At 72.6% G+C, this 13,332-nt stretch carries 14 protein-coding genes; 9 read left to right on the forward strand and 5 right to left on the reverse strand.

Annotated features, from left to right (window positions below; genetic code table 11):
• Positions 1 to 20 precede the first annotated feature (20 nt).
• Positions 21 to 1,268: a threonine synthase gene (locus tag AC5L35_RS22760; RefSeq protein ID WP_495061707.1), complete on the reverse strand. Its 1,248-nt coding sequence runs from the start codon at positions 1,266 to 1,268 to the stop codon at positions 21 to 23.
• 284 nt (positions 1,269 to 1,552) lie between these two features.
• On the opposite strand from AC5L35_RS22760, the gene AC5L35_RS22765 reads away from it, so the two are divergent.
• Together AC5L35_RS22765 and AC5L35_RS22770 are read left to right on the forward strand one after the other, a co-directional pair.
• A complete protein-coding gene (locus tag AC5L35_RS22765; protein ID WP_495061708.1) occupies positions 1,553 to 2,074 on the forward strand; it encodes a DoxX family protein in 522 nt (173 codons plus the stop codon).
• The gene (locus AC5L35_RS22770; protein WP_495061709.1) at positions 2,071 to 3,897 is read left to right on the forward strand and encodes a thiamine pyrophosphate-requiring protein; all 1,827 of its coding nucleotides are present in this window, start codon (positions 2,071 to 2,073) and stop codon (positions 3,895 to 3,897) included. The genes AC5L35_RS22765 and AC5L35_RS22770 overlap by 4 nt, the downstream gene beginning before the upstream one ends.
• Here AC5L35_RS22770 and AC5L35_RS22775 read toward each other — a convergent pair whose 3' ends face one another.
• Complete coding sequence (locus AC5L35_RS22775) at positions 3,898 to 5,295, reverse strand: nucleobase:cation symporter-2 family protein (protein WP_495061710.1); 1,398 nt, start codon at positions 5,293 to 5,295, stop codon at positions 3,898 to 3,900.
• Positions 5,296 to 5,434: 139 nt separating this feature from the next.
• On the opposite strand from AC5L35_RS22775, the gene AC5L35_RS22780 reads away from it, so the two are divergent.
• From AC5L35_RS22780 to AC5L35_RS22790, 3 genes are all read left to right on the forward strand, one after another.
• Positions 5,435 to 6,286: a HipA family kinase gene (locus AC5L35_RS22780; RefSeq protein WP_495061711.1), complete on the forward strand. Its 852-nt coding sequence runs from the start codon at positions 5,435 to 5,437 to the stop codon at positions 6,284 to 6,286.
• Positions 6,283 to 6,690: a DUF3037 domain-containing protein gene (locus tag AC5L35_RS22785; protein ID WP_495061712.1), complete on the forward strand. Its 408-nt coding sequence runs from the start codon at positions 6,283 to 6,285 to the stop codon at positions 6,688 to 6,690. Before AC5L35_RS22780 ends, AC5L35_RS22785 begins: the two co-directional genes overlap by 4 nt.
• 229 nt (positions 6,691 to 6,919) lie before the next feature.
• Positions 6,920 to 7,972: a phosphotransferase family protein gene (locus tag AC5L35_RS22790; RefSeq protein WP_495061713.1), complete on the forward strand. Its 1,053-nt coding sequence runs from the start codon at positions 6,920 to 6,922 to the stop codon at positions 7,970 to 7,972.
• Between the two features lie 94 nt (positions 7,973 to 8,066).
• On the opposite strand, the gene AC5L35_RS22795 is transcribed toward AC5L35_RS22790, so the two are convergent.
• Positions 8,067 to 8,441, reverse strand: a complete 375-nt coding sequence (locus tag AC5L35_RS22795; protein WP_495061714.1) for a cupin domain-containing protein — start codon at positions 8,439 to 8,441, stop codon at positions 8,067 to 8,069.
• 59 nt (positions 8,442 to 8,500) lie between these two features.
• On the opposite strand from AC5L35_RS22795, the gene AC5L35_RS22800 reads away from it, so the two are divergent.
• Positions 8,501 to 8,971: a MarR family winged helix-turn-helix transcriptional regulator gene (locus tag AC5L35_RS22800; RefSeq protein ID WP_495061715.1), complete on the forward strand. Its 471-nt coding sequence runs from the start codon at positions 8,501 to 8,503 to the stop codon at positions 8,969 to 8,971.
• On the opposite strand, the gene AC5L35_RS22805 is transcribed toward AC5L35_RS22800, so the two are convergent.
• Complete coding sequence (locus AC5L35_RS22805; protein ID WP_495061716.1) at positions 8,885 to 10,300, reverse strand: cytochrome P450; 1,416 nt, start codon at positions 10,298 to 10,300, stop codon at positions 8,885 to 8,887. The genes AC5L35_RS22800 and AC5L35_RS22805 overlap by 87 nt on opposite strands.
• A gap of 117 nt (positions 10,301 to 10,417) precedes the next feature.
• Here AC5L35_RS22805 and AC5L35_RS22810 point away from each other — a divergent pair, with 117 nt between their 5' ends.
• Positions 10,418 to 11,281 carry a metallophosphoesterase family protein gene (locus tag AC5L35_RS22810; RefSeq protein WP_495061717.1) on the forward strand — a complete coding sequence of 288 codons (864 nt, stop codon included), beginning with the start codon at positions 10,418 to 10,420 and terminating at the stop codon, positions 11,279 to 11,281.
• 39 nt (positions 11,282 to 11,320) lie between these two features.
• Here AC5L35_RS22810 and AC5L35_RS22815 read toward each other — a convergent pair whose 3' ends face one another.
• Positions 11,321 to 11,578, reverse strand: a complete 258-nt coding sequence (locus AC5L35_RS22815; RefSeq protein WP_495061718.1) for a type B 50S ribosomal protein L31 — start codon at positions 11,576 to 11,578, stop codon at positions 11,321 to 11,323.
• A gap of 84 nt (positions 11,579 to 11,662) precedes the next feature.
• Between AC5L35_RS22815 and AC5L35_RS22820 the strand changes: the two genes are divergently transcribed.
• Complete coding sequence (locus AC5L35_RS22820) at positions 11,663 to 12,052, forward strand: hypothetical protein (protein ID WP_495061719.1); 390 nt, start codon at positions 11,663 to 11,665, stop codon at positions 12,050 to 12,052.
• A gap of 57 nt (positions 12,053 to 12,109) precedes the next feature.
• Positions 12,110 to 13,321, forward strand: coding sequence for an MFS transporter (locus tag AC5L35_RS22825; protein WP_495061720.1), 1,212 nt, complete (start codon positions 12,110 to 12,112; stop codon positions 13,319 to 13,321).
• Positions 13,322 to 13,332: the final 11 nt, after the last annotated feature.

Here is a 13,332-nt window from a genome sequence, read left to right on the forward strand (position 1 = left end):
CCACGAGGACCGACCGCACGTCAGGCGGGGATGACGCCGTCCTTCGCCAGGGTGGGCACGTCGACCGGCACCGTGTCCGGGTAGATCAGCCCGGTCCCGGTGTTGAGCACCACCACGTCCTCGCTGCCGTCGAGCCATCCGGACTCCCGCAGCTGCCCCACCGCCGCGAAGCACGCCGCCCCTTCGGGGCACACCCAGGTGCCCTCGTCGCGGGCCAGCGCCGCCTGCGCGGATAGCAGGTCCTCGTCGGTGACGGCCACCGCGGTGCCGCCGGTGGACCGCACCGCGTCGAGCACGAGGAAGTCGCCCAGCGCCTTCGGCACGGTGATGCCGAACGCGACGGTGTGCGCATCGACGGGCGCCGTGCTCTCCGTGAGTCCGGCGTGGAACGCGTCGACGATCGGTGCACATCCCGTGGCCTGCACCGCGACGAGCCTCGGCAGGTCGCCGGTCAGCCACCCCAGCTCGCGCAGCTCCAGCAGCGCCTTGTAGATCGCGATGATCCCGACGCCACCGCCGGTGGGGTAGAGGATGACGTCGGGTGCCCGCCAGCCGAGCTGCTCGACGATCTCGTAGCCCATCGTCTTCTTGCCCTCGATGCGGTACGGCTCACGCAGGGTCGACGTGTCCTGGTACCCGTCGCGCGCGGCCACCGCCCCGGCGATCAACCGCCCGGCGTCGCCGATCAACCCGTCCACCAGGTACAGCTCGGCACCGGCCACCACGCACTCGCGCCGGGTGATCACCGGGGCGTCGACGGGCATCGCGATGAGCGCACCCATCCCGGCGCGCGCCGCGTAGCTCGCCCACGCAGCGCCGGCGTTGCCGTTCGTCGGCATCGCGATCCCCGTGACGCCCAGCTCCGCCGCCCGTGAGATGCCGACGGCGGCGCCGCGCGCCTTGAACGCCCCGGTGGGGACCAGTCCCTCGTCCTTCATGCGGAGGCGGGGAACGCCGAGCCGCGCGCCGTGCCGGGGCAGGTCGAGCAGCGGCGTCATGCCCTCCCCGAGCGTGACCACGTGTGCGGGGTCCCGCACGGGCAGGATCTCGTGATAGCGCCACAGGTCCGGCGGGCGGGCCGCGATCTCCGCCGGTGTGACGGTGGCGGCCGCGCGTTCCAGGTCGTAACGGGCGAGCAGGGGAGCCCCGAGCGGGGAGGTGCCCTGCACGACGTCGGGGTCGTGCCGGGAGCCGTCGCGGGAGCACTCGAGGTGCGAGAGAGCGGAGAAGGACGTCGTCGGATGGGCGGGGGCCGCAGGGAGAACCACGACGGCAGGCAATCCTGCTGCGACGAGCGCGTCAACTGTGACCTCCGTCCTGATCACACCCCGACACGATGTGATGAAGATCATGGCGAGCGGCTTCTCTCGCGCGACGGTCGGGAGTGCAGACGTCCAGTTGGGCGCTGCGACTAGAATGTCCGCTGCTCATCGCGCATGAGCACCCAGCCGTCGAGGCATCCGTGTGACGTCGGGTGATCAATCGCCTACGTCGGGTTCACTGGTGGTCACTCCCCGGATCAGATTGATCACCCAGCGCTTCGGAGGACCTGATGCTCAACCGTCCCCTGCCCCCGCCTGCCAGCGACGTGGCACTGCTGCTGGCGCGCATCCTCATCGGCGTTGTCATGTTCGCCCACGGCTACCAGAAGATGATCATCACTGGTATCGGCCGCACCACCGACGGGTTCGAAAACCTGAGCATCCCGCTCGCCATCGTCTCCGCGTCGTTCGTGACGGTGGTCGAGTTCGTCGGCAGTGCGCTGCTGATCGCCGGAGCGCTCACCCCGCTGGTGTGCGCCCTGATGCTGGTCATCATGAGTGGGGCGGCGATCTTCGTCCACATCCCCAACGGCATCTTCGTCGCCAACGGCGGGTGGGAGCTCGTCGGCGTGATCGCGGCAGGGCTCATCGCCATCACCGCCACGGGTCCCGGCCGCTTCAGCATCGACCACATGGTCCGCACCCGGATGCAGCAGCCCGACGTGCAGGCACCCCCTCCTCCCACCCACCACGCCGTTGAGGCGGAAGACACCTTTTGGCGCAGTCCCGCACGGGGCAACCAGGGGGCATGACCCCGCAGACGGCCGCCACAGGGGCCCAGCCCCGTCACCCCACCGTCGCCGACCACGTGGTCGACCGGTTGGCGTCGTGGGGTGTCAGGCACTACTACGGCTACCCGGGCGATGGCATCAACGGCATGACCTCGGCGCTCCAGCGGCGCGCCGACACCCGGTTCGTGCAGCTCCGGCACGAGGAGACCGCAGGCTTCGCCGCAACCGCGCACGTCAAGTACCGGGGTGGGCCGCTCGGCGCGGCCGTCGTGACGTCGGGGCCGGGGGCCATCCACCTTCTCAACGGCCTGTACGACGCCAAGCTCGACCACCAGCCCGTCGTCGCGCTCGTCGGCCAGACCGCTCTCACCGCCCAGGGCGGCGGCTACTACCAGGAGGTCGACCTCCTGACGCTCTACAAGGACGTCGCGGGGTTCCTCGCGCAGCTCGACGACCCGAACCAGGTCCGGCACCTGGTCGACCGGGCCTGCCGCACGGCGCTCGCCCACCGCACCGTGGCGGTGCTGGTGCTGCCCAACGACATCCAGGACGAGAAAGCCGTCCTGGACCCGCCGCACAGCCACGCCCACTTCGCCACCTCCAACGCGCCGAGCACCCCGGTCACCGTTCCCCCGGACGCCGACCTGCGTGCCGCTGCCGAGTTGCTGCGCGGCGGGGAGAAGGTCGCGATGCTCGTCGGCCAGGGCGCGTACGGCGCCGAGGCCGAGGTCGCCGCGATCGCCGAGCGGCTGGGCGCGGGGGTGGCCACGGCGCTGCTCGCGATGCCCGTGGTCGACCAGCGCGAGCCCTGGGTCACCGGCTCGATCGGACTGCTCGGCACGGGGCCGAGCTGGCATCTGATGAAGGAGTGCGACCGGCTGCTGATCGTGGGGTCGAACATGCCCTACGGCGAGTTCTACCCTCCGGAGGGCAGGCCCGCCGTGCAGATCGACATCGACGGCGCACAGCTGGGCCTGCGGTACCCCACCGAGGTCAACCTCGCGGGTGCCGCCGTGCCCACCCTGCGTGCGCTGCTCGACCTGCTCGCCGACCACACGCCTCCCAGCGAGTGGCGCGACGACATCGCCACGCGCACCGCGGCGTGGCGGACGGGCCAGCGCAAGGTGGCCGAGCAGAAGGCCGACCCCGTCAACCCCCAGCTCGTGTTCGCCGAGCTCGATGAGCGCCTACCCGCCGACGCGATGCTCGCCGTGGACTGCGGCACCGTCACCGCGTGGTTCGCCCGGCATCTGCACGTGCGCCCGGGGATGCTCGCCAGCCTGTCGGGCACGCTCCTGTCGATGGGTGGCGGCCTGCCGTACGGGATCGCCGCGAAGTTCGCCCACCCGGACCGTCCGGTGTTCGCGCTGCTCGGCGACGGGGCCATGCAGATGAACGGCGTCAACGAGCTGATCACGGTGGCCAAGTACTGGCAGGAGTGGGCGAACCCACGGTTCGTGCTGCTCGTGCTCAACAACCGCGACCTGTCGTTCGTCAGCTGGGAGCAGCGTGCCGAGGAGGGCACGCCGAAGTTCGACGCCAGCCAGCTGCTGCCCGACGTCGACTACGCGGCATGGGGCCGCACTCTCGGGCTCCACGGGATCCGCGTCGACGACCCGGCGCAGGTCGGAGCGGCATGGGACGCCGCGCTCTCCGCCGACCGCCCGACCGTGATCGACGCGGTCGTCGATCCCGCCGAGCTGATGATCCCGCCGCAGTTCACCCTGGAGCAGGCCCGCCACACCGCCACCGCGGTGATCCGCGGCGACTCGGACTGGCGCGGGATCCTGCGTCGTGGCGTGCCGACGGTGGCAGCCACGCTGCTGCCGCACCGGGCCCGCTGATCAGCCGTCGGTCCGCGGATCGCCCACGTGGCGGGTCGCGGCTGCCGACCCGACGTCGGCGAGCGACGGGTCGCCCGGCGGCCGTCCCCACGGCAGGTGGTTGAACAGCAGGTTCAGCAGGAAGGCCACGATCACGCACGAGGTGATCGAGGAACCGACGATGATCCCGAACGTCGCAGGCAGCTTCTCGTAGAACGACGGTGCCACCACCGGGAGCATCCCGATCCCGATGGAGACGGCCACGATCATCAGGTTGTTCGTGCCGTCGAAGCGGACCTTGTGCAGGGTCCGGATACCGACGGCGGTCACCGTGGCGAACATGATCAGTCCGGCGCCGCCCACCACCGGTCCGGGGAGCGAGGCCACCACCTCCCCGAACTTGGGCACCAGCCCCAGTAGCAGGAGGATCGCGCCGGCCACCGCCGGGACGAACCGGCTCCGCACGCCGGTGAGCTGCACCAGCCCGACGTTCTGGGCGAAGATCGTGTCCGGGAACGAGTTCAGGACGCCCCCGAGCACGCCGGAGAAGCCGTCGGCGGCGAGTCCGCGCGCGATGCGGGCCGGTGTGAGGGGCTCGCCGATCGTCTCGCTGACGGCGAGCATGTCGGCCGTCGACTCGGCGAAGATCACCAGCATCACGACGCACATCGAGATCACGCCGGCGAGCGGGAACTGCGGCGCCCCGAACAGGAACGGCGTGGACACCCCGAACCAGGGCGCGGTGGCGACCCCGGAGAAGTCGGTGAGCCCCATCGGGATCGCCACGACCGCCCCGATGACGAGCCCCGTGAGCACCGCGATCTGGCCGACGAAGCCCCGCACGAACCGCGTGATCAGGACGATGAGCAGCACGATCCCCCCGGCGAGCGCGAGCCCGGGCAGGGCGCCGTAGCTCGGGTCCGTCGAGTCGTTCCCCGCGATCAGCCCGGCCGCTGCCGAGATCAGCGACAGGCCGATGATCGTGATCACGCTGCCCGTCACGACCGGTGGGAAGAACCGGATGATCCGCGAGAACGGCACCGCGATCAGCAACCCGAAGATCCCCGAGACGATCATCGAGCCGTAGACGCCGGCCAGGCCGAAGTTCTGTCCGATCAGGATCATCGGGGTGACGGCCGTGAACGTGGCGCCGGTGACGATCGGCAGCCGCACCCCGAGGATCTTCCCGATGCCGAGGGTCTGGATCAGCGTGATGATGCCCGCGACCACGAGGTCGGCGTTCACCAGCAGCCCGATGGTGCGCGTATCCAGCCCCAGCGCACTGCCGACGATCAACGGAACGGCGACGCACCCCGCGTACATCACGAGCACGTGCTGCAGGCCGAGCACCAGGAGCCGTCCCGGTGGTGGCACCTCGTCGACCACGCTCTTCCCGGCGATGGGTTGCACGTCGGTCATGCGGCCACCTTTCGTCATCCTGCGAGGGACCGTAGATCTCGCTCGTCAACTCGGCGTGACGACGCGCCAGAGAGCGCGCGCGGCGGGGTGCGAGGATGGCGCTTTCGACGATCCGGGTCTCGGAGCAGGGGGTGAGCGGATGCTGCGGCACGTCACGGCCATCCGATACGTCACGCCGCTGCGGGAAGGCGGGTCGCTTCCCGGGCTGATGGAGGCCGACGACCTCGGCACGTACGTCGTCAAGTTCCACGGGGCCGGGCAGGGCCGCAAGGTCCTCGTCGCGGAGATCGTCTCCGGGGAGCTCGCGCGCGGGCTGGGCCTGCCCGTCCCGGAGCTGGTCACCGTGGAGCTCGACCCGGCGCTGGGCGCCTCCGAGCCGGACCAGGAGGTGCAGGAACTGCTGCGGGCGAGCCCGGGCCTGAACCTCGGCATGGACTTCCTGCCGGGCGCGCTCGACCTCGACCCCACCGCGTTCGCCGTCGGGCCGGAGTTCGCGGGGCGGGTGCTGTGGTTCGACGCGTTCGTGGGCAACGTCGACCGCTCGTGGCGCAACGTCAACATGCTGTTCTGGCACGGCGCGCCCTACCTGATCGACCACGGGGCCACGCTGACGTTCCAGCACGCGTGGTCCGGGGCGGAGGGCTGGGTGCGCAGGCCGTACGACGCCGCCGACCACGTGCTCCTCGGCTCCGCACCCGACCTCGACGCGGCCGACGCCGTGCTCGCCCCGAGGATCACCACCGACCTGCTGCGCGCCGCGGTCGACGCCGTGCCTGCGCAGTGGCTCGCCGACGAATCCGGCTTCGCCGGTCCCGACGAGGTCCGTGCGGCCTTCGTCGCTCAGCTCCTCGCCCGGCGGGACGCGCGTGAGGCGTGGCTGCCGGGTGTGCGGGCTGCGGTCGCCGCCCGCCGGGACGGTCAGGGGGGGCGGCCGGCCACCCGCGGACCGAAGCCGCCGTTCTGGGTGACGCAGGGGCAGGGCCGGGCATGACGGGGCGCCACGCCTTCGAGTACGCGGTGCTGCGGGTGGTGCCGCGGATCGAGCGCGGTGAGTCGTTCAACGCCGGCGTGCTCCTGTACTGCCGTCCGCTGGACTACCTGGGGGCGCGGGTGCACCTCGACCCGCAGCGACTGTGCGTGCTCGACCCGGCCGCCGACGGCGCGGTGATCGCCCGCGCCCTCGACGCGGTGGCGGCGCTGTGCGGCGACGGCCACACCGAGGCGGCCCGCTACGCCGGACCTGCGGGGGAGGAGGACCGGGGCCGCCGGTTCCGCCGCCTCACCGCTCCGCGCAGCACGATCGTTCAGGCAGGCCCCGTGCACACCGGCCTCACCACCGACCCGGAGGCCGAGCTGGACCGCCTCCTGACGGCCCTGGTCCTCCCCCTCCCCTGACCCGCCCCGCCCTGCCCCGCCCCGCACAGCCCGCACAGCCCGCGAGTCGCCCGCTCCCGGCCCGCGAGTCGCCCGCTCCCGGCCCGCGAGTCGCCCGTTCCGGGTGCGCGAGTCGCCCGATTCTCGCCCGCGAGTCGCCTCCCGCCGGGCGTTCACCGGGCCGGGCCCGCGGCGGGGTGCGGACGGGTGGCCTTGCGACGGGTGGGGGGTGGGGGGATTGGATGGTGGGATGAGCCGATCACCGGAGATCGAGGCCGTGCCGCCCGGCCCCCTGACCGAGTGGCTGCGTGCCGAGGTACCTCAGCTGCCGGTGGGAGACGAGCCCGTCGGCATCGAACGCATCTCCGGGGGACACTCGAACCTCACCTACCGGATCACCGACTCCGCAGGTGGTCGCTGGGCGCTGCGGCGTCCGCCGACCGGCATGGTGCTCGCCACCGCCCACGACATGAGCCGCGAGTGGCGGTTCATCAGCGCGCTGGCGCCCACCGCGGTGCCGGTGGCGCCGCCGGTCGCGTACTGCGCCGACCCCGACGTCATCGGCGCCGAGTTCTACCTCATGGAGTTCGTCGACGGGGTCGTGCTCGGCGACGAGGCGTCGGGCCACCGGCTCGATCCCGGCTCGCCCCGGCGCACCGCGGGGCTCGACGCCGTCGACGTCCTGGCCGCTCTGCACGCCGTGGACCCCGACGCGGTCGGGCTGGGGGACTTCCGGCGTTCCGGGAGCTACCTGGAACGGCAGCTGCGGCGCTGGCACCGTCAGGTGCACGAGTCGGCGGTGCCGGACCTGTCCACTGTGGATGCCGTGCACGAGCGGCTGGTCGAGCGGGCCGCGGCTCTGCCCCCGCCGGACGTGCGTATCGCGCACGGTGACTTCCGGCTCGGCAACCTGGCCCTCGGTCCGGACGGCCGGGTGCGCGCGGTGTTCGACTGGGAGCTCGCCACGCTCGGTGACCCGTTGGCCGACCTGGGGTGGCTGATCGCGTCGTGGGGCCGTCCCGGTGACGCGGTGCCGCCGACGATCACCGGGCCGAGTCTGGTGGACGGGTATGCCGAGCGGAGCGAGTTGGTGGAGCGCTACGCCGAGCGCTCGGGGAGGGACGTCTCACACCTCGACGTCTACGTGGCCTTCGCCCGCTGGCGGTCGGCCTGCATCGGCGCGGGGGTGTACAGCCGCTATGCCGGGGGCGTGATGGGCACCGCCGAGGAGGACGGTGGAGCGGCCCGCCTGGCCGCGCTGCAGCGCCAGGCGGAGACCGCGCTCGCGGCCCTCGGCGGGTGACCGGCGGCCACCACGCACACCCCGTGGCCACCGCGCCCACGTCCTGACGTGTGCGCGGTGGCCACCGGATGTGTGCGGCGCCGGTGTCCGGACGTCAGGCGATCCACCCCGGCAGCACCGGGTCCCCGCCGGGCACGGTCGCCCGGGCGCCGGCGGGTGCGGCCACGACCGCGGTGAACCCGGCCGTGGCGTCGGCGTGCACCCGGCGCTGCACCCCGACCCGCATCACCACGGTGTCGCCGACCTGGACGGTGAGTGTCTCGCCGTCCAGGTCGACGGTGGCGGCGCCGTCCAGCGCGGTCCACACCTGCTCGGCGTCGAAGGAGTGCTGCGGACCCGCCGCCCCCGCCGCCATCTCCACGCGCCAGACCGCGAGCGCGCTTCCGCCCTGGGTGGGGGAGGCATGGGTGGTCAGCACGGCGTTCGGGGTGGTGGTGCGGCGGCTGTCGGCGTGGCGGATGACGGGCATGGCCGGTACTCCTATGATGGACAACGTGGTTGTCGGAATAGTGAACGTGGTTGTCGATCGTGTCAACTGAGCCGCCGGGCTTCGAGCTGCCGCTGCGCCTGCTGCTCGGGTTCCGGGTGCTGATCGACGGGCTGCACGCCGAGCTCGCCCGCCAGGGCCATCCCGACGTCCGGCCCGTGCACGGCTTCGTCCTGCAGGCGGTCGGCCCGGACGGCACCACGGCCGTCGAGCTCGGCCGTCGGCTGGGCATCACGAAGCAGGCCGCCGCCAAGCACGTCGAGGCGTTGGAACGTCTCGGCTACCTGCGGCGCACCGCAGACCCGGACGACGCGCGCCGCAAGGTCCTGCGGCTCACCGACCGGGGAGCCGACTCCCTCGCGCGTTCCGCCCGGATCTTCGACGCGCTGCGCGCCGAGTGGGCCGACACCCTCGGCGTGGAGCGGTTACGCGCGCTCGAGGCCGACCTGCGTGCGGTGACCGGGTCCACCCCGTTCCGTCTCGACGTGCCCGGGTGGTTCGGCGGAGGCTGAACCGGCGTCGGCGCCGACCGTGGCCGAGGACAGTCGCACGGGCATCGCGTCGAACCCGCGCAGGACGCGGGTGGGACGGCGGTGCGGGGGACCGTTGAGGGCGAGGTCGGGGAAGCGGTCGAACAACGCGCGCAGCGCCACCTCGCCCTCCATCTTGGCGAGTGCCGCACCGAGGCAGTAGTGGATGCCGCTGGAGAAGGCCACGTGGTCCTTGGCGTTCTCGCGGGTGATGTCGAAGCGGCCGGGATCGGTGAAGACCGCCGGGTCGCGGTTGGCACCTCCCAGCAGCACCAGGACGATCTGCCCGGCCCGGACGGGCTCGCCGGCCACTTCGGTGTCGCGGCCCGCGAACCGGCCGGTCCGCTGCACGGGGGAGTCGTGGCGGAGGATCTCCTCGACGGCGTTGCCCCAGCGCTCGGGTTCGGCGCGGAGCAGTGCGAGCTGGTCGGGGTGGTCGTTGAGCAGCGCGGCGCCGTTGCCGATGAGGTTGACGGTGGTCTCGAACCCGGCGGCGAGCAGCAGAATGGCGATGCTGGCGACCTCGTCCTCGGTGAGGCGCCCCTCCTCGGCGTGCGCGTGCACCAGCGCGGAGAGGATGTTGTCGCCGGGGTTGCGGCGGATGTGGTCGAAGTGGCCGAGCATCCAGTTCTGCATGGCCTCGAGCTGCTGCTCGGATCGGCGGAAGGCCCGGTAGGGCAGTCCGGTGTCGAGCGACGTCGCACCGCCGGCGCCCCACTCGAGGAACTGCCGGCGCATCTCGACGGGCGCGCCCAGCATCTCGGCGATCACGGTGGCGGGCAGCAGGCTGGCGTAGTCGGCGACGAGGTCGGCGTTGCGACCGCGCGCTGCCATCTCATCGAGTAGCTCCGCGGCGACCTCCTCCGTGCGGCTCCGCAGGGCGGCCACGGCCCGAGCGCTGAACGCCCTGGTGACGAGCTTGCGGAAGCGGGTGTGGTCGGGCGGGTCGACGGCGAGCATCGACGGGGGCTCCACCGGTCCGACCGGTCCCCGGCCCGCGGCGCGCACGGCGTACCGGAACGCGGCAGGGGCCTCACCGCTCGGGCCGCCGACCACGCCGAAGTCGGGGCTGCGCAGGACGGCGGTGGCGACGTCGTGGTGCGCGGTGTTGAGGACGAGGCCGTTGTCGACCAGGCGCCCCTTCTCGCGGAGCACGTCGTAATGGGGGAACGGGTCGGCGATCATCTCGCGGTTGAACATGAGCTGCGCGCTCACGTCGCCGTCGCGCATCTTCCGCAGGAGCGTGCGCCGCACCAGCCCGTGGCGCACTCCCCACCGGATCGCCTGCCGCACATCTCGAATACCCGGCATTACGCCCCCCATCGCTCGTGATCGACGGTACCGCCTCATTCCGGCGAAGCGGTCGGGCTGTGACAGGGCGGGGGTCGACGCGCGCGGGCGGAACCGGCGTCCGGTACGACTGATGCTGTGACGATCCCCCGGACCATCCCGCGCCTGCTGGCCGTCAGCGACCTCCACGTCCATCACCGGGACAACCGCGCCATCGTCGAGGGTCTGCAGCCGACCTCGGACGGCGACTGGCTGATCGTCGCGGGAGACGTCGCGGAGGAGATCGGGGACGTCGAGTGGGCGCTGGCCCTGCTCCGGAAGCGATTCGCGCGGGTGATCTGGGTGCCCGGCAACCACGAGCTGTGGACGCGCTCGAAGGACCCGGTACAGCTGCGCGGTGAGGAGCGTTACCGGTTGCTCGTCGAGACGTGCCGGGCCATCGACGTGCTCACCCCGGAAGACCCGTTCGCGGTCTGGGGTGGGGCGGGCGGCCCGGCCACGATCGCGCCACTGTTCACGCTGTACGACTACTCGTTCCTGCCCGAGGGCACGACGACGTCGGCGGAGGGTCTCGAGGCGGCGTACGCCGCGGGGGTGGTCTGCACGGACGAGCACCTGCTCTACGCGGATCCGTTCCCGGACCGGGCGGCCTGGTCCGCCGCGCGCATCGCCGAGTCGGAGCGCCGGCTCGCGCAGGTGGACCCGGACATCCCGACGGTGCTGGTGAACCACTGGCCGCTGACCCGGCTCCCCACGAGGGTGCTGACGTACCCGGAGTTCGCACTCTGGTGCGGCTCCGAGCGCACGGCCGACTGGCACGTCCGCTTCCGGGCCACCGCCGTGGTCTACGGGCACCTGCACATCCCCCGTGTCACCTGGGAGGACGGGGTGCGCTTCGTGGAGGCGTCGCTCGGCTACCCGCGGGAGTGGAAGGCCCGCGACGAGCGCAACGGCACCACCGTCAGCGAGCTACTGCCGCGTCAGATCCTGCCCGCACTCTGACGGGCCCGCGCCCGGCCGTCGGACGCGGGCCCTGCGACGTCAGCTGCGTCCGCCACGCTCGCCGTAGCGGCGACGGAACTTCTCGACCGCCCCGGCCGAGTCGAGCACGCGTGCCGCACCGGTCCAGTACGGGTGCGAGTACGCCGTGATGTCCACCCGGATCACCGGGTAGGTGTTGCCGTCCTCCCACTCGACGGTCTCGTCGGAGGTCGCCGTCGAGCGCGTCAGGAACGCGTCGCCGGTGGCCCGGTCCTGGTAGACCACGGGCTGGTAGGCGGGGTGGATGTCGGGTCGCATCGTGATCTCCCTGGGTCGAGCTCCGGACTGCTACTGTCCTCCTTAACGAGAACGATTGTCATTTTGTTTCCGGGGGGTAGGGCGATGTCCCAGGCGTCAGCGACGGGGTTCACGGCAGTCCTCTGCACCGCACCCGGCTGCGGGACCGGCGACGAGGGGACGGTCGCGGCGCCGCTTCTCGAGGTGCTGCGCAGCGCGGTCCGGACGAGTCGCTACGGCGTGCTCGTCACCACCGGCTGCCTGTTCGGTGGGGCGGCCTGCCGGGTCAGGGCCACAGCGCCGGTGGTGCTCGTGCAGGCCTGCGACGCAGAGCGCAGACCCACCGGCGTCGCCGTCCGGGTCGGGCCCCTGCGGACCACCGCGGACGTGGACGTGCTCGCCTCCTGGCTCCGAGCCGGGCGCCTCGACCCGGGTGAGCTGCCGGCGCGTCTGCTCGATCTCCACCGCCGGGCCGCGGCGGCGCGGCTGAACTGAGCGACCGGCGGTCCGTCCGCCTCGACGGGGCCGGTCGGATTGTGCAGCCTGGTCAGGGTGACCACGACGAGATCCGGTGCGCTGTCCCGAACGGGGCTCCGTCGGGTGCTCGTCGTCCTCTGCGTCACCGAGATCACCAGTTGGGGCGTGCTCTACTACGCCTTCCCGGTGCTGGCGCCGAGCATCGCCGCCGACACCGGATGGTCGATCAGCACGATCACCGCCGCGTTCTCCACCGGCCTGGTCGTCTCCGCCGCCGTCGGGATCCCGGCCGGGCGCTGGCTCGACCGCTCGGGCCCGTGGCCGGTGATGACAGTGGGGTCGGTGCTCGGGGTTCCGGCTGTGGTCGGCATCGCCACTGCGACCACGCTGCCCTGGTTCTTCGCCGCCTGGACGCTGGCCGGTGTGTCGATGGCCGCGGTGCTCTACCAGCCCGCCTTCGCCGCCCTCACCCGCTGGTGGGGGCCCCGCCGGGTCACCGCACTGACCTGGTTGACCCTGCTCGCCGGGCTGTCCAGCACGATCTTCGCCCCACTCACCGCCGCCCTCGTCGAGCGGCTCGGCTGGCGCGACACCTACCTCGTCCTGGCGGCGATCCTCGCCGTGGTCACGATCCCCGCCCACCTGTTCGGGCTGCGCGGTCCCTGGCCGCGGCCGGACTCCGTGGCCGAGGCCGACCACGATCCCGGTGCGGTCGCCCGCAGCCGGCACTTCGTGCTCCTGGTCGCCGCGGTCGGGCTGGGGGCGTTCACCGCGTTCGCGGTGGTGGTGAACCAGGTCCCGCTGCTCATCGAGCGTGGATTCTCCACGAGCGCCGCGGCGTGGGCGCTCGGCCTGGGCGGGGTCGGCCAGGTGCTCGGGAGGCTCGGTTACGCCGCGCTGGTCGCCACCACCGGCGTGCGCACCCGCTCGGTGCTCGTCCTCGCCGGCACCGCGGTCGCGACGGGCCTGCTCGCCGTGCTGCCCGGCCCCATGGCGCTCCTCGTCGCCGCCGCCATGCTGGCCGGGGCCGCCCGCGGCCTGCTCACGCTGCTGCAGGCCACGGCGATCACCGACCGCTGGGGCACGGCGCACTACGGCCGCCTCGGCGGCCTGCTGTCCGCCCCCGCGATGCTGGCCACGGCACTCGCCCCCTGGGCCGGAGCGGCAATGGCCGAGGTGCTCGGCGGATACCCCGCGGTGTTCGTGGTGCTCGCGCTGGTTGCCGTCGTGGCCGCTGTGCTCATCGCCGGGAGCGTCCCGCGCAACCCCGCAGCCCCGCGCCCATGAGCCCCCCGGGA

It is taken from the genome of Pseudonocardia sp. OZ21 (assembly GCF_059359135.1).

Bases quoted from the DNA above. Each gene is read 5' to 3' on its own strand.
- AC5L35_RS22795 (WP_495061714.1), bottom strand. From the start codon at position 8,441: ATGCCCGTCATCCGCCACGCCGACAGCCGCCGCACCACCACCCCGAAC.
- AC5L35_RS22775 (WP_495061710.1), bottom strand. From the start codon at position 5,295: ATGACCGACGTGCAACCCATCGCCGGGAAGAGCGTGGTCGACGAGGTG.
- AC5L35_RS22785 (WP_495061712.1), top strand. From the start codon at position 6,283: ATGACGGGGCGCCACGCCTTCGAGTACGCGGTGCTGCGGGTGGTGCCG.
- AC5L35_RS22780 (WP_495061711.1), top strand. From the start codon at position 5,435: ATGCTGCGGCACGTCACGGCCATCCGATACGTCACGCCGCTGCGGGAA.
- AC5L35_RS22790 (WP_495061713.1), top strand. From the start codon at position 6,920: ATGAGCCGATCACCGGAGATCGAGGCCGTGCCGCCCGGCCCCCTGACC.
- AC5L35_RS22815 (WP_495061718.1), bottom strand. From the start codon at position 11,578: ATGCGACCCGACATCCACCCCGCCTACCAGCCCGTGGTCTACCAGGAC.
- AC5L35_RS22820 (WP_495061719.1), top strand. From the start codon at position 11,663: ATGTCCCAGGCGTCAGCGACGGGGTTCACGGCAGTCCTCTGCACCGCA.
- AC5L35_RS22805 (WP_495061716.1), bottom strand. From the start codon at position 10,300: ATGCCGGGTATTCGAGATGTGCGGCAGGCGATCCGGTGGGGAGTGCGC.
- AC5L35_RS22765 (WP_495061708.1), top strand. From the start codon at position 1,553: ATGCTCAACCGTCCCCTGCCCCCGCCTGCCAGCGACGTGGCACTGCTG.
- AC5L35_RS22770 (WP_495061709.1), top strand. From the start codon at position 2,071: ATGACCCCGCAGACGGCCGCCACAGGGGCCCAGCCCCGTCACCCCACC.